This is a genomic window from ANME-2 cluster archaeon, from assembly GCA_014237145.1.
GTDB lineage: Archaea > Halobacteriota > Methanosarcinia > Methanosarcinales > Methanocomedenaceae > Methanocomedens_A.
The window spans coordinates 64524-87510 of sequence record JAAXOC010000100.1 but is presented as its reverse complement, the minus strand read 5'-3'; the positions used below and the strand labels follow the sequence as shown (position 1 = coordinate 87510).

Sequence of the window (22987 nt, the reverse complement as noted above, 5' to 3'; positions counted from 1 at the left end):
TATTTGGTTTTTAGAATTAATAAGAGTATCCTAAGTCTATTTTTCAAAAAAATAAAAGATCAGTAGTGGTAGAAGTAGTGGTAGCATTAGTGTACACATGGCATTGAGTTCACATTTATGGAACTCCTTCTTTTCCAGGATAAGCTCAATAAAATTGACAGCACTTCCAATGAAACGGTGCGCTGTATTCTTAAAAACGAAATCAAGCCTTAGCAACAAAAAGGTTGGGTTATTCCACTGGCGAAGTTTAAAGCAGGAATATCAAATGTATAGCAGTACGCTGAGCAGTACACTGCCTATTTTTTTGAAAAGTTATGTTAGGATTTAATAAGCTGCGACATTTTTTAAAAACATTCTCAAGAAAACCTACCACTATGGTGTAACATTTTTATCCCAAAACCAAATAATAAAGCAAGATTTTATATCATATTTGCCAGTTATGTATTATGGTTTACCTTTAGCACAGCATGATGGGTCAGCACATCAATGCTGCATATGATGTCGAATATTACGTTTCGATCAAAGTCTGCTCGGCTAAAAATTCATTCATATCTAGCAATCTTCGCAATAAATCAATGGGATAGGGTTGGTTTAGAATGAAGGTGCCCGGCAAAATACTGGGAATCAGGAATCCAGAGTGTATGTCCATAATGTGTGACCTTGCATCATATAATGAAATCCAGTGAAAACCCAGAAAGAACGTAAACCACTAATGTCAACAAATAGGAAGGAGGATTCAAGAATGAATATAAGAATTTGTATGTATGCGGCAATTATCCTTTTTGTCGCCACAACAGGAATAGCATCCGCAAATGATCTCACTCCACAGGAAGAACTTGGAAAGCTTTTGTTTTTCGATACAGACTTGTCAGTTCCACAGGGCCAGTCCTGTGCAAGCTGCCATGACCCTGACTTTGGATTTGCAGACCCTGACTCAAGCAGGGCCGTTTCCATGGGGGCGATTCATGTAAGGTTCGGAGACCGTAACTCACCAACAGCCGCATATGCAGGTTACAGTCCGGATTTCCATTATGATGTGGACGAAGGGATATACATAGGCGGCCAGTTCTGGGATGGCAGGGCAGCCAACCTTGCAGAACAGGCAAAAGGGCCATTCCTGAACCCGCTGGAGATGAACAATCCAAGTAAACAGGCCGTCATCCAGAAGATCCGTAATTCGGATTATGTTGATCTTTTCGAAGTGGTCTATGGTGAGGATGCACTGGATGATGTAGATATGGCTTACGACCAGGTGGCAGATGCTATTGCAGCATTCGAAATGACAGATGAGGTCAACAGATTTTCCTCTAAATATGATAAATATCTAGCAGGGGAAGTTTCACTGACAAAGGAGGAGAAGCGTGGCCTTAAGCTTTTCAATAACCCGAAAAAGGGTAACTGTGCAGCATGCCATCTGAGCACGGCCGGACCCTATGCAGATGAGCCTCTCTTCACGGATTTCACCTATGACAACCTCGGTGTACCAAGCAATCTGGGAATGCTGGGCGATTCACCTGAGTTGATGAATTATTATCCGTTCTACTACCAGCCTCTTGCCCCGAATTTTAATCCTAATGGTCTGAATTTCGTGGATTACGGGCTTGGTGGCATTGTGCCGGGCGAGACGGGGAAGGTGAAAGTTCCGACCTTGAGAAACGTCGCGATCACATCACCGTACATGCACAATGGTGCATTCACGACTCTTAAGGAAGTGGTGCATTTCTACAACACCAGAGATGTTCCTGGAGAGGTGTGGCCAGCACCTGAAGTGGGCGAGAACGTAAATACTGATGAATTAGGAGACCTTGGGCTGACTGATGGTCAAGAGGATGCTATTGTCGCCTTCATGGAAACCCTGACTGATGGCTATTAAGAGTAATATGAAGAATGAAGACGAGTGAAATGGCGATGACAGATGTGAAGACGATAATTTAAATAAACGGTGATTGCATGCGGTTTCATGGATCGTATGCAATTCAATCTTTTTCTACAATAAAATGGAAATTTCAGACAGAATAATCAGGATTGACAGGATACGATCCAATCCAATCCTGTATATCCTGTAAATCCTGTCAAAAGATTTGATTGGAATTAAGAAAATTACTTATATCTATGTCGAAATGTGTTTATAATTTCCTATGCGTTAAAAAAATATCTCAATAATTCAATTGTATTTATTTATTGATAAAATCATTTAATTTTGAATAATTCTATATTACTATAACTTTTCCACAAGAAACTTTATCGTTCCATATTTTAACATACTCCGACGGGTCTGCAGTAGGGAACGTATCAATCAGGCAAACATCACAATCATCCACCACACCAGCAAGCCGCCTGATATCACCGAAATAAACCTCTGCTATGGTGTTACTGCCCCGGATCGCCTTTGCCACAAGTACTGTTTCATCCCCGATAAGTGGTATATCACCAGTAGGGATCAATCGTTCAACTTCCACATCCAGCAGCTCTCTATTAACTTCAAGGTTTAGCAGCACATTCTCAATAGCCGGGCGCCAGGCATCGTTCAATATCACTTTATTTGCACCCATCAGCACTGCCATCAGGCCCAGAGTGCCCGGACCACACATGCCGTCCACTACCACCCTGCCAGCCAGCAGCCCCTCCATGTCCAGCTTCCCAAGCACATCCATCTTGTGTCCGCTCTCCCGGGGAAACTCGATATGGATCCTGCTCTGGCTCTTATATATCACCAGTTCTCCCAGTGCGGTCTGTGCCACATCGCATCTCATGTCGCAACCTGCAAGCAGTGTATATTCATGGGGCCGGGAATCAGGATCAAGTATCCCCACGCTTTGTGCCTGGTCACCCACCCTTAGCACGACCCCCCTGACCTCAGGCACCCTGTCCACAATATCTTTTGCCGTATCTGGGTGCACATTATCTGCTATAAGTACCAAGTCTCCCTGACCCAGTCTGGGAGGATACATAATTGGAAAACCACAGGAGATTAGCGGGGTCCCGACCAGTGCCAGTCCTGCACCATCTTCCCTGTCCCCGTGTTTAAGCATAACAGCAAGCACATGCCCCATCACTCCATCCAGGGCACGGCGCTTGCATGAACTGCACAACAACGTATTCTCATCAACAGTATCCCCGTGCAGTAGAGCCGCCAGTGGGACCTGCTTGTCCCATCCGGGTTCAGGCGGACATCCCGGGCAGGCCATATACATCCGGTAAATAGAATCAAGCACATCTTCAGCCGGTCTTATACAGTCAGGACCGCCGCAGTTAGGGCATATTATCATGATATCAACCTTTGATTGGAGATAATTAAACTTTATCCCCGAACTGCTGAAATCCCCTGGGCTCCATATCCGCAATGTGCCCGTTATGCTCAATGGTTATACTGCTGGCGGTAACTTTACCTATGACTCTGAATTGAGCAACTTTCTCTGCCTTTTCCAGGCAGTCAGTATTGAGGGTGAACAGCAGTTCAAAATCGCCGCCTGTGTATACACTCCATTCAAAAACCTTGTCATCAATGACCTTATTTTCAATGACCATATCACCAATGACCTCAACGACTTTATCGTCGACGACCTTATCATTAACGACCATGTCCCCAACTGGAGCCATATAACGCACAGACCTGTGCACCGGTATATCACTTGCTTTTATATGGAACCCCACACCACTGGCAGCGGCAAGGTCGTGCACGGACAGTGCCAGCCCGTCACTGATATCCATCATAGATGTCAGGCAGCCCGAACCTGCCAAAGCCATACCTTCTGCTATCCTGGGCACTGGCATGTAGAATTTTTCCAGTACTTCCGGGTCAAGTTCCCTTCCCTGTTGTAATGCCTCAAGTGCGGCCCCGGCAGTGCCTAACTCACCGGTCACGCAGACCAGATCACCGGGTTTGGCTCCTTTCCTCATAACCAGTTGTCCTGCATCAACCATTCCCAGCGCAGACCCCACTATGGTAAGTTCATCGTGCCTGTCAACGTCCCCGCCAATAATTTGTGTACCATACCTGCAGGCACAATCACTCATCCCGCTCACCAGTTCCTTAACAAAATTCACTTCCAATCCAGAGGGCAGTCCAAGTGCTGTCATGATACCTATAGGCCTGGCCCCCATGGCCGCAATGTCACTCAGGTTTACTGCAATACTCATCCATCCCATCTGGTACGGTGTCATTCCTAAAGGAAAATCGGCCTTCTTGTGGAGCATATCAGTTGTAGCTACCAGAAGTCCTGAATCACCTATATCGATGACCGCACAGTCATCATTTCCCGGTCCTACCACCGGACGGTGGATCGATCCGGTTTTTGATTTAGCTTCAAGCAATTCAGTGATAAGTGAAATAATATCTCGTTCCCGGAATTTATTTATTACAGTCATAATAATAGATTAATTTAGACAATCCACTGAAATATTTATAATAGCTTAAAAGTAGAAGGAGTATTGGATACAGATATTTCTTATTCAAATGGACTTTGGAATATCAAGTCATTTTGGTAGTAATATCAATGCGAACATGGCTCATGCAGTTTCATCGATAGTGCATAACCATACCCGGAACCATTCCGAACGTCTTGGTTTCAATGGGTATGATCATAACTTAACATTCACTAAAGACGGTATTATCGCCCTTTAAGAAGATTGATAAGAATGCGTTGTTCCTTGTTCTGATGAAACCTGGTACTGATATGGACCTTGCAATAACCCGGATGGATGATGTTTCAAAAAAGATCAACAGATTAATCTGATCTTTTCCAAAGTCACTCCATCTGTTCTAGCGCTTCAAGAATATCCTCACCCTTGACCGTGGTTCTCTTGGCATGGATTGCCAGCCTGTTGGCCCTGGTTGCTATTTCAATGCCATATTCTTCAAGAAGTTTTGCCAGTTCTTCACTAGCTGTGGCACTGACCCTGTGTGCACCCGCTGCCCTGATCACGCGTTCAACTGCTGCTGTTGGTAAGAGTTTATCATTCATATTTTATTTCCTCCTTAAATATAATATTAAACCATAGGTAAAATATGAATATATCTTATAGATACGCCTATTTAAAAATTATGTTTTGATTATCCCGACAAACTAATCTGAACACCTTAAATTCAGCTTCATATTACTGTACCGACTATAAAAGCTATTAAAGCCACGAACATAGCCATCTTTAGCAATTTTGAAGCTTTTTCTGCATTATCCCTCAGTAGAATTTCGTTAATTGAGACCAAAAAAAGTATATCTGCCACAAAGATCACAGCCATGTAAGATGCGCCGAATGCATTGTTCACATTAAAGACCAGGGGCATCGGGCTCAGTACAATTCCTGTTATTCCCAGTACAGCCGCCAGACGTGAAGCTTTCATCTTACCTATAACAATGGGAAGTGTCCTGGCTTTGGCCCTACTGTCCCCTTCAATATCCTGTATGTCCTTCACAATCTCCCTGGCCATAGTAGCCAGGACCGCCAGCAGGAACAATATCATGGTCGACTGGATACCTGTACCGTCAAATATTTCCAGTGCACCCCCGAACAGGAATGTGGAACCTGTGAGGTATCCCACGACTATATTACCTGCCAGTGCCATGCGTTTCAGGGTACTGGCATACAGGAACAGCATTAAGGAATTGAATCCGGCCAGTAACAGGCATACAGGTCCCAGCCAGTATGACAGTACGATACCTATCCCGAAAAGGAGCAATGAAAAGTACAACGCTGTCTTCCTGTTTACCCTTCCTGATGGAATGGGGCGACTGGGGCGGTTTATCCTGTCGATCTCGTGGTCAAAATAATCATTTATTGCATTGCCTGCCCCGGTGATAAGGAACACAACAGAAAAAACCAATACCGGCTCATATACAAGCTGCACCTGCATGGAATCAGGCAATGCCAGGAAGGCTATCAGTGTGCCTACCAGGGCTGCAATACCTGCCATGGCACAATTGGCCCACCTGATCAGCTCAACAAAGGTACGAAAAGAATTGGACGGCATCAGTCGCCACGTCCGGCCTCAAGCATGCGGTCAAGCGCTTTTTTCGCCTTCATCCGCACATGCGCGGGCACAGTAACGACATGTTTGTTCTCTTCCAGTGCAGTAATGATATTTTCCAGGCTGTTCATCTTCATATTCGGGCATACGGCATACTCTGATACCGGATAGAATATCTTATCCGGATTATCCTTTCTCAGCCTGTGCAGCATACCCACTTCGGTACCTATGATAAATTCTTTATATCTGGACTCTTTTACATGATCCACCATTCCACCTGTGCTTAATACCGCGTCTGCAATGTCGATCACATCGGGTTTGCATTCAGGATGCACTATGATCTCTGCATCCGGATGTTGTTCTTTCAACAGCAATACATCTCCTGAAAGTATCTGGTGGTGTGTGGGGCAGTACCCGTCCCAGGGTATGATCGTCTTATCAGTGTAGCGCGCCGCATAAAGGGCAAGGTTCTTGTCAGGTGTGAATATCACCACATCCTCATCCAGGCTGTTCACTATCTGGACAGCATTAGAGGATGTACAGCAGATATCTGATTCTGCCTTCACTGCTGCACTGGTATTCACATAGGTCACTACTGCAGCTCCTGGATATTCGTTTTTGATTTTTACCAGTTCTTCAGGTGTGATCATGGCCGCCATGGGACATTGTGATGATAATTCAGGCATCAGGACGGTCTTGTCCGGACTAAGGATGGCAGCACTTTCAGCCATGAAGTCCACGCCGCAAAATACTATGACATCGGCATCATGTTTTGCAGCCTGCTGGCTCAATCCCAGGCTGTCCCCAACGAAATCTGCAATATCCTGGATTTCCCCCCTCTGGTAATTATGGGCCAGGATGACGGCATTACGCGATTCTTTTAGTTCATGGATCTTTGTTATTAGCTCATCTTTATTTTGTTGACTCATTGAAATTACCTGTGAATTCAATATTACCATTCAATCCTTTTTATTGAGATGAGATAAAACACTTTCCAATGGAGGTTATCGTTTGCCTGTCGTAATATTGGGGTTAGTGACACTGGCGATAGTAACGCTGGTGATAGTGACACTGGCGATAGTGACACAGGGGATAGTGACACTGGCGATAGTGACACAGGGGATAGTATCACCCCAGAGTATCCTGGAAGTTAAACCACTCTTTTTTCCCGGGGTGCGACAGTAGTTCGGTATCTTCTACTTCAAAACGGAAAAAAATACTATAAACTTATACTCTACAATGGAAAGATTGATGTATAATACATACTTTATACTGGAATTATGTATGAAGAAATTATAATTCAGAACTTATGGTGGAAGACAAAAAGTGTCAGCGGGTCGAAACTGGGCAGGCTCAAACGAGCAGAATTTAGCAATCTGCTGGAAGAACTTGAAGATGACAAGTTAACATGCCTGCTGGGACCCAGGAGGACGGGTAAAACTACGATGATGTATGACCTGATAGACCATTTACTCAACAATAGGGTCAGCGAGAAAAACATTTTATTCATTTCCTTTGATAACCCAAAGATCAGGCTGGAGATGCAGCATGATTTTGACAATACTATGAGGGATTTTTCCAACACCATTGTCAAGGAACCAATAGATCGGTTGAGCAGTAAAGTGTATATCTTCCTGGATGAGATCCACAAGCTGGACGATTGGGGAAATATGCTGAAGTACTGGCAGGACCTGGGCCTCAATATAAAATTTATAGTTTCCGTCTCTTCTTCACTGAGGATTCTAAAGGGCAGTGGGGAGAGTCTGCTTGGAAGGATTAATTTTCATCTGATATTGCCCCTGAATTTTTCGGAATTTACCGGCATAGATGTTCAAGCGGACTTCAGGGATTATAATGACATCAAGAAGGCACACGACAGTCTTATACTGGAAAAACAGGAGCTGTTTATTACACTGGATGAATATATCATAAAGGGCGGGTACCCTGAAGTTTTTTACATCAAGGATGTGGAAAGGGCCTATGAAGTACTGAAGCAGTATAAGACCCTGACCATCAACAGGGATATACTGGACCTGAAAGATATCAAAGAGCCGCGGGTATTGAGTGACCTGACAGACCTGCTTTCTGATGTTATGTCCAGGAGAATGAATTATTCCACTTTTGCACAGGTGCTGGGTGTGAAGGTGGATACTGTGAAGAATTATATTTCGTATTTGGAGGAATGTTTCTTAGTTTATACTGCTTATTTTTATTCGAAAAAGCAGGTAACATCCACACGGAAGGAGAAAAAATTGTTCTTTATGGATTGTGGTCTTCGTAATTCTCTTTTAATGAAGGAAATTGATGAACTTGAGAAAACAAAGATCGTGGAGAACCTTGTGTTCTTACATATTTTTTCCCTGAAAAAGCGGGAATTGTTCCCAAAGATATTCTACTGGCTGGACAGGTCGAGAAATGAAGTGGATATGGTGGCCACATTAAAAAATGAGGTTGTTCCTATTGAAGTCAAGTACTCAAATGAGATTGATAAACGCGACCTGAAGGGGATGGTTAAGTTCTGCGAGGAATTTGATGCGAAGGGGATTGTGGTGACAAAGGATATACTGAAAGAGGATGGGAATATTTTATTTATACCGGCATGGCTGTTCTTGTTGATAGCTTCGTAACCAGTATCAATGCCCCCCCCTTCATCTCCTCAGTGATATTGGGTGCAAGTGCCATGTCGGCATGGTAGTTATTGCGGTATGTATCGTTAAAACTACCATTATATTCATACTTAAGTATCTATTAGTAAATTCTTATAAGACCATCAGGACTTTACCGTCTTCGTCCAGGATTCTGAATATAAAATAATCACCAGAATAGTCAGAAAGACAATCTATTTGCATAGTGCCGTTCTCATTAGTAATCTCGCTACATAGATTGCACATATCAATACCATCTATTTTTTCAATTCCAGCATATCGCATTAAATATCCTTCATCGGTCTGGTCGTTAGAGATACTAAAAATTGTCCCTTCCGGGCACCAGTTTTCTTCTGTTAGTTCCCGTTCATTATATTCTAACTCGTATTTTCCCACATTTGTAGTACAACCAGATGTTGCCAGTATGATGAACAGTAATAATATTAATATTATGAGATTGAATTTATTAGACATGCTTAGTGCCTCCTCAGGAGGGTGAAATTCAGATACTGGTAAATAAAAATATTGATTTTATTTTAATATCCAAATATTTGTACCTTAATGTCATATTATTGGCTGGATGAGATAGTACTCTATTTTTTAGTCCCAATAATAACCTCGATCATCTCAAATCTTTCTACATCGAACAGCCCCATGTCTGTCAGCCGCAGCTTAGGAATCACAGGCAGTGCAATGAAAGAGTGTGTAATAAATGGCGCAGGCAGAGTACACCCCATTTCCTTAATTGTTCCATGCAATCCATCCAGTTCCAGGGCCACCTCTTCCACTGGGTCAGGGCTCAACAACCCGGCAAAGGGCAGCGACAGGCTGTCCAGCACCTCTCCATCCTGCACCAGCACAATGCCCCCCTTCATCTCCTTAATAGCATTTGCTGCCAGTGCCATATCGGCATGGTTGGTTCCGGTCACAACCACATTATGGCTGTCATGCCCGATGCTCTGTGCAAAAGCACCCGACTTCAGGTCAAACCCACTGACAAACCCCAGTCCGATGTTACCATTCTTACCATGGCGCTCGATAACGGCCGTACTCAGGATATCCCTGTACAGATCAGGCAGCAGGATGCCTGACCCGTCAGTAACAAGTTCGGCATTGTCCTTTTCTGTAAATATCTGGTCAGGAAAAACCTTGATCACATTTACTGATACGCTGCTACCGGGGGTATTAATTATCTTCAGGTCTTGTGGCTTAATCTCCCTGTACCTGATCGTATCAAGCACATGATCCGGGTAATTTAAAACAGGAGTTTGTGTCTCAATTGGGGCAATAGTAGTACCGCCGGCGATCACTGAATGTATACTGAATCCTTCCAGGTTGTCAAGGATGACAAGGTCAGCCCTGCGGCCTATGCTGATGGAACCCACCAGGTGGTCGATACGGTAATGCCGGGCTGTGTTTATGGTACACATGGATATTGCATCCAGGGGGTCCAGGCCGAGAGCAATGGCTTTTCTCACAATTGCATCCATGTAGCCTGCCAGCAAATCCTCAGGGTGCTTGTCATCAGTAACAAAGAACACGTTCTCCAGGGACACACCCTCCTTAAGTAAACGAGGCAAAAAATAGTCAAGGGACTTTGCTGCCGAACCTTCCCTTAGCATCAGCTTCATTCCCAGACGCAGTTTCTCCAGTGCCTCCTCGTAGGTGAGGGATTCGTGGTCACTGGAAATACCGGCAGCCATATAGCCCCACAGGTCAGGCCCACTTAAGCCTGGTGCATGTCCGTCTACTACCAGCCTGCGCTTCCGGGCCGCCTGTATCATGGCAAGTTTGCCGGCATCGCCGTTCAATATGGCAGGGAAATCCATTACCTCGCCCAGGCCCACTACCATCTCATTATCGATCAGTGCCTGCACATCGACGTCGTCAAGGGAAGCTCCAGACGTCTCAAATGGTGTGGCAGGTACGCACGAGGATACGGCAACAAAGATGTTCAACGGCAGGCTCTTTGCCTCTTCCATTACCAGTTCGATGCCCTGCCTGCCAAGTACATTTGCGATCTCGTGCGGGTCGATAACAACGCCTGTAGTACCGTGCTCCAGTGCTTTTCGTGCAAACCGGGACAGTGTGACCATGGTGGATTCGAAATGTACATGCCCATCCAGCAGACCAGGGGATACGTATCTGTGGTTTACGTCGATGATCCTGGTACTTGCATCTCTCAGGCCTGATACGTCGCCGATACCGACGATGTAACCTGACTGGATGGCAATGTCAGCGTTGAGGATCTCTTTGGTGTTGACATTGATTATTCTGCAGTGTTCAAGGACAGTGTCGGCTTTGATATCTCCCTTGCCCGCGAAGATTCTTTCTGTGAGTTGCATGGACTAGGTATTGGAGTTTATGAAGTAAGAATTTACCTATATTTTATGGAATAAGGTCAACTAACAGGGAAATATTTATATATTTATTTCCCTCTTAATTGATCATGGACCATTTAGAGATACAGGAATATTTGCTTGACTTCCAGAAAAGAGCACTGCCCGAATTGGCAGAAAGAGAACTGGAAGTAAACAAAAGCAAAAAGATCAAATCCATTATCGGTCCAAGGCGGGCAGGGAAAACCTCGTTCCTGTTAAAAAAGATTGGTGAACTGATTGTATCCGGAGTTGAAAAAGAACGTATCCTGTATCTTAACTTTGAAGACCCGAGACTTGTGGATGTGCATTTCAAGGAAATCAGGGATATCATAAAAATACACTGGCAGCTGTATCCGGCTTCAATAAGTAAAAAGTGCATTATTTTCTTTGACGAACCACAGATGATAGATAACTGGGAGATTGCAGTACGCGCACTGCACGATGAAGGTTTTGAAATATATCTTACCGGTTCCAGTTCCCGGTTATTAAGTAGAGAGATATCCACATCCCTTCGCGGCAGGACGCTGTCCTATCTCTTGCTGCCCTTCTCTTTTAAGGAATTCCTGGAAATGGAACATCCGGGTTTTGACCCGAATAGATTAGGCTCAATGGAAAAATCGCTACTGAAAGGATTGCTGGACCAGTACTTGGAATTCGGCGGCTTCCCTGAGATCATATTGGAAGAGAATCCTGAAACCAGGCTCAGGATATTAAGTGAATATTTCAACCTGGTGGTGTACAGGGACGTTGTTGAGCGATATAAGATAAAAAATACACAGTTGATCAAATGGCTTGTAAAGTCCCTGACAGTTTCATACTCCAAAGAATTCAGCGTACATAAGCAGTATCTGACCCTGAAGTCAAAGGGAATCAAGGTAAGTAAAAATACCCTGTACTCATACCTGTCCATGCTTGAGGATTCAGTGTTCGTGTTTCTTGTGCCCAGATTCGATTATTCTATCAGGAAAAGGGATTTGTCCATCCACAAGGTATATTTATGTGATGTAGGGTTTGCCAGACTTACAGAGATCTCCAGGGATTATGGCAGGAAGATGGAAAATGTGGTATTCCTGGAGCTTGAGCGGCGCAAGAGGGCGTTGACAGATATTTTCTACTGGAAGAACCCGCAGCAAGAAGAGGTTGATTTTGTAGTGCAGACAGGGGGCAGGGTTGAGCAGTTGATACAGGTGTGCAGGGATGTTGAGGATTTGGATGTTAAAAAACGGGAGGTAAGGGCCCTGGTTAAGGCAAGTGACCAGCTGGAATGTGATGACCTGCTTGTTATTACCGGGGATTACGATTCAGTGGAGGAGCATAAAGGAAAGAGTATCAGGTTTATACCGCTTTGGATGTGGATGACATTAGAATGCCATAGCGTCAGGAATGGCTTGTAACTTCCTAAATTACCCACCCCATTCTTTATTATAAAAGCTTAGCCTGCGCCCCAGAATTGCTTAACGATCAAAACAGAATAAGTTATACATCATGTAGTGTATATATACTACACAATGAGACCTATCTGAAAAAAATTTTATTTGATACAGAAGATCTTGGACGTTCTCTAAGCCCGTTTGTGAAGTATCTTGCAGGATTCCGAAAAGAATACCGTGAAATAAGAAGGTGACCTGCTATACCAATCGCTGATGTCAAGCGAATATGTGTTTCGGGAGATTTTATTGAAGTTTTAGAGTCTACTAAACCATCGGGTGAATTGATTTCTACTCTTCAAGCCATTTTAGGGGCAGAAATGAGCGTAGAAGCAGTTTGCTGATGCTTATAACTGTAAATCCAAGCCATTCCTGACGCTATGGTATGTAGTATGACCCATACAGCAAATAACAGTACAGATACAATACTAAAATTATTTTATCGCCTTGCTGGCAATCGTACTTATGGTAAAGGTAATAACCAGGGGATTTTTGTAGATAAATAATCCCCTTAAATGGGAAAACCTACCTTTTTTCCCATTTTTCAAGCCGCAATATCTTTGATAGAGTGGAACCTCTAGTTATTTCATCGCGTATCCTGCTCTCGTTCTTTTCAACCTCAACGCTGCGCCTTGCAATTTCGTAGGCCCGCTCCTTAGGTACTACCACAATACCGTTGTCATCGCCCACGATGTAGTCTCCGGGGCGCACAGTCTGTCCCGCACAACTGATCTCGGCATTGATCTCGCCAAAACCTTTTGGTTCGCCGGCATTCGGTACAACGGCCCTGGCATAGACTGGGAATTCCAGTTTCCTGATATCATCAATATCCCGTACTGCCCCATCGATAACCACTCCTGATACTCCTTTGTTGATGCAGCTCAAGGTAGCCAGTTCACCCCAGGGTGCCACCTGGTCACTGCCGCCGTTATAGATCACGATGACGTCACCGGGCTGTGCCGTGTCAATTGCCTCCACGGTCTTGGCCCAGTCACCCTCAAATGTCTGGACAGTAACTGCAGGCCCCACCATCTTATGGCCCGGGTTCAGGGAAAAAAGTCCGTGCATGGCACCTTTTCGGTGCATGGCATCACTGATGTTGGGTGTGGATACACGGGTCAGCAACTGCCTGGTTTCGGCTTCGATTGAGCCTCTATCCTCAGCAGCGGGCATGGGTGCATCCATGTTCTGGCGGATATTGCGAGCAGAGGCTGTCACATCAGGGGAGCGCACGATGTTACCGCCAACGATCACAATATCGGCACCGGCTAAAACTGCCTCTCCTGATGAGTTGGCGTCCAGGCCGCATGCCACTGCTATTGGGATGTGTATTTCATTTTTCATTTGCCTGAGTAGCTCAATGGGTGTGATGCCCATCATCTGCATGTCGATGCCCACATGGATGTTGATGATGTCCATCCCCATATCTTCCAGTTCCCTTGCCCTTGCAACGGGATCGGGTACAGAGATGAGGTCGCACATGAGCTTTGCACCGTATTTGTCGGCAGCACGCTTGGCATCGGCAATGGTGGAGTCGTCTGCACTACCCAGCAAAATAACGATATCGGCACCTGACTTAACTGCCATCTCCACTTCAAGAGCACCGGTGTCCATGGTCTTCATGTCGGCAAGGATGGTGTGTCCGGGAAAATTATCTTTCAGTGCCCTGACAGCATTCATGCCCTCGCTCTTGATGAGTGGTGTGCCTGTCTCGATCCAGTCTACGCCGCCCTCTACGGCCTCGCGGGCTATCTGGATTGCACGGTCAAGCTCAAGAATGTCAAGGGCTACTTGCAGTATGGGGTGCTCATAGTTCATGGATGATAGATATTGCTAATGCGGCAAAACTTTATTTGTTTGACCCGGGACGGTGTGTTTATATCACAATCATCATTTACGCAGTACTTTTTCAATAATGTCTCCGATCAGGACCCCGATAATGAATTCTACTGTCACTATTCCCATGATTACTATAAATACAATCGAGCCGGTAAATCCGCCGATAAGTCCTCCTGCAATGGCTGATTCTATTCCTCCTGACAGTCCAACGATAAAAAATGACACCAGTCCCAGGATCAGGCCAAGGACCAATCCGATCTTTAGTCCTTTTAGTAATATATGGAAATAGTCTTCTGTTCCTTTTTTGGAGAAACCGTAAGATATGCCGATCAGAATGATGATAATGGTAAGAGAGAATGCCATGATATTTTTACCTCTAGGTTTAAGAATCTTGTTTTATGGGATATTAACATTTGTGTAGCTATAGAAGAGACTTTTTATTACATCCTGGAACGATTTATAACCACAGAGTGCACAGAGAGCACAGAGGAGACAATAACGCTCCGTGTTCTCTGTGTTCTCTGTGGTTGAACTTATGTATCATGATCCATTTATCGTACTTGACCAGAATAAAATAAAAAGTCTACTATAGAAGCGGTCTAACAATTACTATCATTGATATTTTCATTGGTTGACTAACGTAATATTCACTGTCCTCTGCCTTGGCCCGTCCAGTTCAACAAAAAGTATATGCTGCCAGGTACCCAGCACAAGCTCACCGTCCATTACAGGAATGGTTTCGCTTGAACCCAGCATCACAGCTTTCAGGTGAGCATCGGCATTGTTATCTATCCGGTCATGCTGGTAACCTGCTGAGTGAGGTATCAGTTTTTCCAGAAAATCCAGGATATCATGACGCAAGCCCGTCTCATTCTCATTTAGAATAATCGCGGTCGTGGTATGGCTGGTACTTACAACACATATGCCATTGTCAATACCGCTTTTATGTACCTCACTCTTAACCTCTTTGGTAATATTCACCAGTTCAATCCGCTCGTTCGTCCGGATGTTCACTGTAATACCTCTTATTGAGCAAATACCAGGGGACTTTAAATATACTGAAGCTTGTAGTGAGCAAAATTTAGTGTAACCATGCTTACGATCAAACATGCAGAAAGTGAATACAGGACCGTTCCAAGAGATATAGCTGACAAGCCACCTGTCGCCGCATAGAGTATACCGCCGGTAATGGACGTAATAATAAATGTAATAGCTATGGACGATACGGCACCGCCTATAAGTGACCATGGATGAACAGCACCCCTGCTTTCTAAGAATGTCGTACTCACTATGAACAATACTGCAAAAATAAGGAATATCAAAGGTGCCGGCATTGGCAGACCCGTTTCGAACAGATATATTATGCCCAGAGCCACAGAGATCATGGCAAGTGACATTCCCACCACAGTTACCAGTGTCCTTAAAAAGTAATTCTCAAGATTAATTTGAATGATCCATCCCTCCAATTTAATGTAACATTAAATTATATTCAAAGCAGTATTTATTAATTTCCCTGGAAAACTGCCAGGGATCATGCAATATCCATCATTTATTCTCCCTGGGTTATTATGGTGTAAAAAGAGGATCGTCCCTGATAGCTTCTATGCACTCTTCCAGAGATATGTCCGGATAGGGGATTTAGTTCAGCCTGGGAATATAAAATTTGGATCAGGGCAAAGTTAATACTGCTAAGGATGTATAATTTCATTATGCAAACCAGGATAAAACGATATAATATCTTATTAAGAGGAAATGTTCAGCATATTGGTTATCGTGGAATTATTGAAGACACTGCAAGAAAGTTAAATTTAAAAGGTTATGTTTTTAATGATGTTGATGGTAGCGTTAAGATTGCATGTGAAGGTCTTCAGAAGTCGATAGATGTTTTCATAAATGGCCTTAGCGAATTTGCCAGGTCGGATATTGATAGTATTGAGAAAAAGAAAGTCCATGATGAACTTTATTTACCGTCTGTATTCAGCAGGTTAGCAACCGATGATTATTATGAATTTAGAAAAAAATTCGATATTGGTATCGATTTTCTTGATGGAATAAAAATAGATACTGGGGATATGAAAGAATCTCTTACGAATATAAATACAACGCTTGAAGCATTTGTAATAAAGCAAGATGAACACAACCATTGGATGAAAGAATATAACCAGCGCATGGATAAACGCAACCAGCGCCTTGAGGACATCCTTGTAAAACTAGCTGAGAAATAGCCGTATTTTCGTATCCACTTCAAAAAGCATGGTATTTTGACCGGATTTACAGGATATTGACGTTGCGGTATATCCTGTCGATCCTGTTAATCTTGTCTACTAATTTTAAAATTACCCTTAGATTTGAAGTGGATACGCGTTCACCTACTCACCCGCCCTCTAAACATCGAATATGTGAAAAAAGCGTAGTAATCCGGAATATCCAGAATAAACTCCGGCGACTCTGGCATACACAGCCGCTGGAACTCCGCCCAGTCTCCTTCTGACAACTCAGCCTCCACATCCACCCACCGCATCTCGATAAGCGCAGTAAGTGCACTCCGTATCTCCTCGGATAACGGGGCGCAGACATCGCCTGCGAATGTCCGGACACTAACTTCCTCCATGCCCGCACGCCGAAACCACCCAATCATGCGCGGGAAATGCAACTCAGGCGCCGCCCCGCGGGCAAACGGAGCGATCCCTGAAGATGTCGCATTCAGATGTGCCTCAAGCACTGGATAGCCCGGGAGCAGTCGTTGAGATGACCATGCAAGGATGATCACACTTCCGCCGGGCTTTACCACCCGTGCAAGTTCCATAAGCTGCGGCAGGGGATCTCCGGGTGCATATCCTGCGCAGTTCGCACTCCACACCCAGTCGAAAGTATCGTCGTCGAATGGGAGGTTGTTCATGTCCCCCTCCTGAAATGAGACCTGCTCAGAGATGCCTGCCTTCTCTGCAATGTCTCTCGCATAAACCAGGAATTCCGGGGATAGATCAACGCCTGTGACATGCCCGCCAACCCCCACTGCCTCTGCGAGCATGATGGCTTGCAAGCCGATTCCGCATCCAACGTCGAGTCCCCCGCTTCCTGGCGGGAGGTTGAGCGCCTGGATTGCACTACGAAATATGGGTTCTTGCAGGGGATTTGTTGCAATCAGGCTCTGCAGGTAACTATCCATAGATAAAAAGAGATTTGAAATGGGGGTAAGACCACAAATTACTACATGTCTAACTTTTTCACATGTTCAACAGAACTCGTCTGCGCAATCAGATCACGGACAATGGGGACCAATTTGTATGGAATTTCCATAAGCGTATCTCCGGAATCTTCATAAGCAGCTTCGTCTTCGGCAACGGCTTCTTCGTCAGTCTGGCCCTCATAATGCGTTAAGACACGCTGTACCCGCTCTTCATTCCATCCTGGTGGGAGTTTATTCTGTCTCATTTTCTCTTTTTGATACGTCTTCGGTGAGCTATCAGTGCTTTTCCAGATAAATCGTATGCTGTTATTACAAATATACCCTCTGGTTCTGGCACATAAACAACACGAAGGTACCTGTCAGACCTGGTCTGACCAATGGCAACTCGTGTCCCCTCGTGCCCAAAGCGGTCTTCACCGGGATGCGATAGGACATCTTTTACTTCCTGTTCGGTTACTTTATGGCGATGGATGTGTGGATCATTTGTCTTCGGGTCTATGTAAAACCGAATTTTCATCGTTGATCATTCCTGAATTATTGATACATAAACCTCTCTATTCAAGCTCCATGCTTTTTCGTCTTCTGCGGCATCGGATGCGGCACAGACTCTGGCGGTTGGGTGGGTGCCACAATTTCGTGGGCGGCGGCGGGGTTTTCCGGGCGAAACACAGCCAAGTACGGCGACCATGGCGTGCGGTATGTGCATATCGCCGCCGCCCGGCCAAAATGTCGGATCATGGGGTGGTGTTGCCGTCGTGGCTTTGCGTCTGCGGGCTTGGGTCGTGTGCGCCGAAGCGGATTAGCGCCCTCCGTGAATTAGTTTTAGGCTGTCATACCCCTAAAACGGCTCACCCACTCACCCGCCCACAAAACATCGAATACGTATAGAACGCGTAGTAATACGGAATATCCAGAATAAACTCCGGCGACTCTGGCATACACAGCCGCTGGAACTCCGCCCAGTCTCCTTCTGACAACTCAGCCTCCACATCCACCCACCGCATCTCGATAAGCGCAGTAAGTGCACTCCGTATCTCCTCAGATAGCGGGGCGCAGACATCACCCACGAATGTCCGGGCAGTAACCTCCTTCATGCCCGCACGCCGAAACCACCCCATCATGCGCGGGAAATGCAGCTCAGGCGCCGTCCCCTCTACAAACGGGGCGATCCCTGAAGATGTCGCATTCAGATGTGCCTCAAGCACTGGATAGCCCGGGAGCAGTTGTTGAGACGACCATGCAAGGATGATCACACTTCCGCCAGGCTTTACCACCCGTGCAAGCTCCTTTAGTAGCGGCAAGGGCTCTCCGGGTGCATATCCTGCGCAGTTCGCACTCCACACCCAGTCGAAAGTATCGTCGTCGAAGGGGAGGTTGTTCATGTTCCCTTCCTGAAAGGAGACCTGCTCAGAGATTCCTGCCTTCTCTGCAAAGCTTCTTGCACAATCCAGGAATTCCGGGGACAGATCAACGCCTGTAACATGCCCGCCAGGTCCCACTGCCTCTCCGAGCATGATGGCCTGCAAGCCGATCCCGCATCCAACGTCGAGTCCCCGGCTTCCCGGCGGGAGGTTGAGCGCCCGGATTGCACGGCGAAATATGGGTTCTTGCAGGGGATTTGTTACAATTAGGCTCTGTAGATAGGTGTCTGTGTCATGTACAGTGCTTTCGGTGCTATTCTTTTCGTTTCCCATTCCTGCACGCTCCTTTTTGTTAAATGCAGGGTCATAAACAACAATTACCATTTTTCAAGTTCATCAGTAAACTCTCTGGTGTTCATCTCTTTGTAGAATCCTTTTTCATATCTCTTTAGAGCTTCTTCCGTTCTTCTGGCAAAAGCAAGATCCTCTTCGAAATTTTTGTCCAGATCGCTCGCTTTTTTCAAGATTAATTGCTCTTCGTTCTTTATTATGACAAGTTTTTCCCCAACACTAAAATCACCCCTCATTTCCGAAGGAATTACTATCTGCCCTTTTAAACTGAGTTTTGTTATTGCGATATTGATCATATATAGCACCATGTAAGATCGGTCTTACAGAATATTTAATCTTTCGAGGGGTTTTCTCTCACAGCCTACGTTAAGTACCCCGCTTGCCTGGGACGCCCATGCGCATAATCTCCAAGCGAATGGCAAACCTTCCCAATAAACAGGGGAGATACAGTTTGCAAGTGCAGGAGTTCATGTCGGGTAAGCATTCTACCTGCTGGTCATACCCTATCGCCTGATGCAGACGTATGTTCCCTGGAATCCGTCACAATACTCGGCGCTCTCGATTACGAATCCCGCACTTAACATCCATATACAAGCTCTCCTTTGATCACTGTAACTGCCCTGCCGCTCAGGGTAACCCGACCGGACCCGGGCACGACTTTAACCCGGACAACTCCGCCCCTTTCAGACAACTGGAACGCCTCAAACTCAGATTTATTCAGCCGGGATTCCCAGTAAGGACCCAGGCAACAGTGAGCCGAACCTGTCACAGGGTCTTCATCAATCCCGATTGCGGGTGCAAAAAATCGAGAGACAAAATCATATCTGCCGGCATCTGCCTTACTGGTCACAATGACACCGCGGCACGAAACTTTCTTCAGCAGATCAAAGTCCGGCTTCATATCCCGCACTTTTTCTTCCGATTCAACCTCCACAAGATAATCAAACCGGTTCTTACCCACATATTTCAGTTTTACGTCTAATGCCCGTGTAAGTTCAACAGGAGCATCAGCATTTGTCTCGAATTCAGCCGGAAAGTCCAGATCAATCCACGCACCATTCTTCTTCGCTGTTAATCTGCCGCTTAGCGTATCAAAACTTGCTACTTCATCCGGGTCCAGCGCCCCAATCTCCCACAGGACATGAGCAGAAGCCAGAGTTGCATGACCGCAGAGTTCAACCTCGGCTTGTGGGGTGAACCATCGTAAGTCATAGCCCCCGTCCTTTTCCTTAAGAAATGCGGTTTCAGGCAGGTTCATTTCGTTTGCGATCTTTAACATATCAAAATCCAAAATATTCCCTGATAGGATGCATACTCCAGCGGGATTTCCTGTGAATGGCTTGCTTGTGAATGAATCGACCTGAAATATCTTCATGCGTTTGTTTCTCATTCCTATACTCTTCTTCTCGTCCATTGTATCGCCACTGTCCTGTCTGTTCTAATTGGTAAATAGATGTTACTCCGGGTGATATGGGATAAAGTAAGGTCAGGTCAGGTCAGTGAAGCACCTGCACAATGCTCTTCCGATACTCCCTAAACACACTACCCATGCCCAATTCCAGCCAACAATCCGCCAGCCACCCAGGGACACACAGCACCCTGTGCAGCCAGCGGTAATCGATTCATTTGTAGCTAATCAGCTATCGCCTCTGCGAGTCCCGGCACCTCTTCAGCGCCAGACTTAACCATGATGCTCGATCCCTCAAAATCATCGCCAATAGGCTCGTACCGCCCGCCCAGATGCCGGGCGAGGAACGCATCGGTTACGGCGTAAAACGAGAGTCTGTTCTCAGGTCTGGCAAAGCCGTGTCCTTCGTCTGAGTACAGTAGATATGTAACAGGGATGTTTGCATCCTGCATCGCCTGGACGATCTGGTCTGACTCTGCCTGGTTGACACGCGGGTCATTTGCGCCCTGACCGATCAGGAGCGGTTTTTCGATTTGGTCCACATAGGTCAGCGGGGATCGCCTGGTGAGGAACGCTCTGCCATCTTCTGTTCGATGATCCCCCACACGCGTTGCAAATAACTCGATCTGTGGTTCCCAGTACGGTGGGATCGTCTCAAGCAGTGTAACCAGGTTCGATATACCCACGATGTCTACGCCACAGGCAAACGTATCTGATGTATTCGTCATGCCCCAGAGTGTTGCATATCCACCGTAGCTGCCCCCCATGATGGCCACATGATCCGGGTCCGCGATCCCTTCCTGAACTGTCCAGTTGACCGCGTCGATGAGATCATCGTGCATCTTGCCGCCCCATTCCAGGTTGCCCGCGTTGATAAACGCTTTGCCAAATCCCGTGGAACTGCGGAAGTTAACGCTCAAAACAACATAGTCTCGGTTTGCAAGCCATTGATGTACGGAGTTGTAGCCCCAGTTGTCGCGTGCCCATGGTCCACCATGGACGAACAACACCATCGGCAATGGCTCATCCGGACGCCCATCGAAATCACTGTCGCTTCCAACCGGCAGCGTGTAGTAACTGACCAGGTCCAGTCCATCACGCGACTTGATGACCACAGGATGCATCTTTGCAAGAGACAAACCTTCCAGTGCCTTGCGATGCGTGAACAGGAACTCTGCACTCTTTTCTCCGCGGTCATAGCAATAATACTGCACCGGCCCATCATCCAACACGTAGGCGACCATCCAGTACTCATCGTCAAGTGTTCGGCTAACTACCTCTACATCGCCATTAGCAACTGTTTTCAGGTAGGCAAGGTCACCAGCGATGGTATCGTCAATGATCTGCCAGTGCTTGCGCTCGTAGGTGAAAGCAACCGCCTGGACAATCTTTTCAGTCGGATGTATCATGATATTACTAGTATCTGCACGCGGGTCCTCAGCGATCAAGGTCTGCTCACCTGTTCCAAGGTCCAGCGCAAAGAACGCAGCAGTGTTACGGTTGCGGCTATCGATCATGTAGAGAACAGTACCGGTCTTGTCAAATCCTACGATACCTGTTGTGAGCAAATCCTCCATTGCGATCTCCATGAATAGCTCCCAGCCACCATCTTGTGTTGCCTGGAATATCTTGTTTCCGCCGTCTGTTGTGAGTTGTTCTGCGAAGCGGAGGTTATACTCGTCGTCAGTTGTAAATCCAACAAAACCTTCATTCTCCATGACAAGACTCATCTCGGCAGTTGTGATGTTGGCACGGTAAATGTCGTGAAGTGTGGGATCGCGGTCATTGAGAGCGATTAATATCTCGCCAGGGAACTTTTGGCTGACTGCCTGGATTCTGGCTTGCACGCCCTCAAGCGGGGTTAAGTCAGTGGTCTGGCCAGTCTCCAGGTTCACGCTGTAGACCCGCCAGTTCTCATCACCAGCCTGGTCCTGGAGATACAGGATGTGCTTGTTTGTGTAAGCCCAGAAGTAATTGCGTATGCCACGTTCGGTGTCGTTTGTGACCGGCACGGCAGAATCAGGGTCATCAGCAGGTCCTACCCAGACGTTCAGTACACCGTCTACAGAGGCAAGGTAGCTGATCCGGTCTCCGTCCGGGCTTAGACGGACTGTGATCTTGTCCGGATTGCCGAATAAGACCTCACGCGGGATGAGCGGGGCGGCGTCTATCTGACTCATATTTTCAGTCGGTTCTTCTGTTGTGGCATCCTTGTCACTGATGCAACCGGACGCCAGCAACGCAGCGATTATCAGAACTGATATTAGTAGCTTTTTCATCTTTTGTCCTTCCTCTGGATGTTGAACCTTTATTTAGTTAGGAATCTATAACCATAAATCGGAATGTGTGGTCCCAAACCTTCCTGAAATGCGAATCCCCTTTTGGTGGTGATCGGTGTCATTAGTGTATCTCGGCACTTA

24 protein-coding genes are annotated in these 22987 nt (G+C 46.0%); 5 read left to right on the top strand and 19 right to left on the bottom strand.

Going from position 1 to position 22987, the window contains the following annotated elements; all coding sequences use genetic code 11:
- The first annotated feature begins 742 nt into the window (after nt 1–742).
- Nucleotides 743–1873: a cytochrome-c peroxidase gene (locus HF974_14055; GenBank protein ID MBC2699424.1), complete on the top strand. Its 1131-nt coding sequence runs from the start codon at nt 743–745 to the stop codon at nt 1871–1873.
- A 337-nt stretch (nt 1874–2210) separates the two neighbouring features.
- Here the strand turns inward: HF974_14055 and HF974_14050 are convergent, their stop codons facing one another.
- From HF974_14050 to nadA, 5 genes are all read right to left on the bottom strand, one after another.
- Nucleotides 2211–3269: a hypothetical protein gene (locus HF974_14050; GenBank protein ID MBC2699423.1), complete on the bottom strand. Its 1059-nt coding sequence runs from the start codon at nt 3267–3269 to the stop codon at nt 2211–2213.
- A 25-nt stretch (nt 3270–3294) separates the two neighbouring features.
- Nucleotides 3295–4368 (bottom strand): thiamine-phosphate kinase, encoded by a 1074-nt coding sequence (gene thiL / locus HF974_14045; GenBank protein MBC2699422.1) that lies wholly within the window; start codon nt 4366–4368, stop codon nt 3295–3297.
- Nucleotides 4369–4748: 380 nt separating this feature from the next.
- Nucleotides 4749–4964, bottom strand: a complete 216-nt coding sequence (locus HF974_14040; protein ID MBC2699421.1) for a histone family protein — start codon at nt 4962–4964, stop codon at nt 4749–4751.
- A 128-nt stretch (nt 4965–5092) separates the two neighbouring features.
- Entirely contained in the window at nt 5093–5968 is an 876-nt protein-coding gene (locus HF974_14035; protein MBC2699420.1) for a geranylgeranylglycerol-phosphate geranylgeranyltransferase, read from the bottom strand.
- Nucleotides 5968–6894, bottom strand: a complete 927-nt coding sequence (gene nadA, locus HF974_14030) for a quinolinate synthase NadA (protein ID MBC2699419.1) — start codon at nt 6892–6894, stop codon at nt 5968–5970. Before nadA ends, HF974_14035 begins: the two co-directional genes overlap by 1 nt.
- An 82-nt stretch (nt 6895–6976) precedes the next feature.
- Between nadA and HF974_14025 the strand changes: the two genes are divergently transcribed.
- Both HF974_14025 and HF974_14020 read left to right on the top strand, forming a co-directional pair.
- Nucleotides 6977–7150 (top strand): hypothetical protein, encoded by a 174-nt coding sequence (locus tag HF974_14025; GenBank protein ID MBC2699418.1) that lies wholly within the window; start codon nt 6977–6979, stop codon nt 7148–7150.
- Nucleotides 7151–7245: 95 nt separating this feature from the next.
- Complete coding sequence (locus HF974_14020) at nt 7246–8592, top strand: ATP-binding protein (GenBank protein MBC2699417.1); 1347 nt, start codon at nt 7246–7248, stop codon at nt 8590–8592.
- Nucleotides 8593–8724: 132 nt separating this feature from the next.
- Here the strand turns inward: HF974_14020 and HF974_14015 are convergent, their stop codons facing one another.
- Together HF974_14015 and ade are read right to left on the bottom strand one after the other, a co-directional pair.
- Nucleotides 8725–9084 carry a hypothetical protein gene (locus HF974_14015; GenBank protein ID MBC2699416.1) on the bottom strand — a complete coding sequence of 120 codons (360 nt, stop codon included), beginning with the start codon at nt 9082–9084 and terminating at the stop codon, nt 8725–8727.
- 119 nt (nt 9085–9203) lie between these two features.
- A complete protein-coding gene (ade, locus tag HF974_14010) occupies nt 9204–10955 on the bottom strand; it encodes an adenine deaminase (protein MBC2699415.1) in 1752 nt (583 codons plus the stop codon).
- A gap of 104 nt (nt 10956–11059) precedes the next feature.
- Here ade and HF974_14005 point away from each other — a divergent pair, with 104 nt between their 5' ends.
- The gene (locus HF974_14005) at nt 11060–12385 is read left to right on the top strand and encodes an ATP-binding protein (protein ID MBC2699414.1); all 1326 of its coding nucleotides are present in this window, start codon (nt 11060–11062) and stop codon (nt 12383–12385) included.
- A 558-nt stretch (nt 12386–12943) separates the two neighbouring features.
- Here HF974_14005 and HF974_14000 read toward each other — a convergent pair.
- The 4 genes from HF974_14000 to HF974_13985 form a co-directional block, all read right to left on the bottom strand.
- On the bottom strand, nt 12944–14236 hold the full coding sequence (locus tag HF974_14000) for a bifunctional hexulose-6-phosphate synthase/ribonuclease regulator (GenBank protein MBC2699413.1): 1293 nt from the start codon (nt 14234–14236) through the stop codon (nt 12944–12946).
- A 72-nt stretch (nt 14237–14308) separates the two neighbouring features.
- Nucleotides 14309–14620, bottom strand: coding sequence for a hypothetical protein (locus tag HF974_13995; GenBank protein ID MBC2699412.1), 312 nt, complete (start codon nt 14618–14620; stop codon nt 14309–14311).
- A gap of 261 nt (nt 14621–14881) precedes the next feature.
- Nucleotides 14882–15367 (bottom strand): YjbQ family protein, encoded by a 486-nt coding sequence (locus tag HF974_13990; protein ID MBC2699411.1) that lies wholly within the window; start codon nt 15365–15367, stop codon nt 14882–14884.
- On the bottom strand, nt 15307–15642 hold the full coding sequence (locus tag HF974_13985) for a heat-shock protein (GenBank protein ID MBC2699410.1): 336 nt from the start codon (nt 15640–15642) through the stop codon (nt 15307–15309). Before HF974_13985 ends, HF974_13990 begins: the two co-directional genes overlap by 61 nt.
- 324 nt (nt 15643–15966) lie before the next feature.
- Here HF974_13985 and HF974_13980 point away from each other — a divergent pair, with 324 nt between their 5' ends.
- Complete coding sequence (locus tag HF974_13980; protein ID MBC2699409.1) at nt 15967–16482, top strand: acylphosphatase; 516 nt, start codon at nt 15967–15969, stop codon at nt 16480–16482.
- A gap of 140 nt (nt 16483–16622) precedes the next feature.
- Here the strand turns inward: HF974_13980 and HF974_13975 are convergent, their stop codons facing one another.
- The 8 genes from HF974_13975 to HF974_13940 all read right to left on the bottom strand — a co-directional run bounded on the left by HF974_13975 (nt 16623) and on the right by HF974_13940 (nt 22846).
- Complete coding sequence (locus tag HF974_13975; GenBank protein MBC2699408.1) at nt 16623–17426, bottom strand: class I SAM-dependent methyltransferase; 804 nt, start codon at nt 17424–17426, stop codon at nt 16623–16625.
- A gap of 41 nt (nt 17427–17467) precedes the next feature.
- Nucleotides 17468–17692 (bottom strand): hypothetical protein, encoded by a 225-nt coding sequence (locus HF974_13970; GenBank protein ID MBC2699407.1) that lies wholly within the window; start codon nt 17690–17692, stop codon nt 17468–17470.
- The gene (locus tag HF974_13965; protein ID MBC2699406.1) at nt 17689–17964 is read right to left on the bottom strand and encodes a DUF4258 domain-containing protein; all 276 of its coding nucleotides are present in this window, start codon (nt 17962–17964) and stop codon (nt 17689–17691) included. Before HF974_13965 ends, HF974_13970 begins: the two co-directional genes overlap by 4 nt.
- Before the next feature lie 6 nt (nt 17965–17970).
- Complete coding sequence (locus HF974_13960; protein ID MBC2699405.1) at nt 17971–18153, bottom strand: hypothetical protein; 183 nt, start codon at nt 18151–18153, stop codon at nt 17971–17973.
- A gap of 142 nt (nt 18154–18295) precedes the next feature.
- Nucleotides 18296–19141, bottom strand: coding sequence for a class I SAM-dependent methyltransferase (locus HF974_13955; GenBank protein MBC2699404.1), 846 nt, complete (start codon nt 19139–19141; stop codon nt 18296–18298).
- Nucleotides 19142–19185: 44 nt separating this feature from the next.
- On the bottom strand, nt 19186–19452 hold the full coding sequence (locus HF974_13950) for an AbrB/MazE/SpoVT family DNA-binding domain-containing protein (protein MBC2699403.1): 267 nt from the start codon (nt 19450–19452) through the stop codon (nt 19186–19188).
- A 284-nt stretch (nt 19453–19736) separates the two neighbouring features.
- On the bottom strand, nt 19737–20534 hold the full coding sequence (locus HF974_13945) for a PhzF family phenazine biosynthesis protein (GenBank protein ID MBC2699402.1): 798 nt from the start codon (nt 20532–20534) through the stop codon (nt 19737–19739).
- Nucleotides 20535–20791: 257 nt separating this feature from the next.
- A complete protein-coding gene (locus HF974_13940) occupies nt 20792–22846 on the bottom strand; it encodes a S9 family peptidase (GenBank protein ID MBC2699401.1) in 2055 nt (684 codons plus the stop codon).
- Nucleotides 22847–22987: the final 141 nt, after the last annotated feature.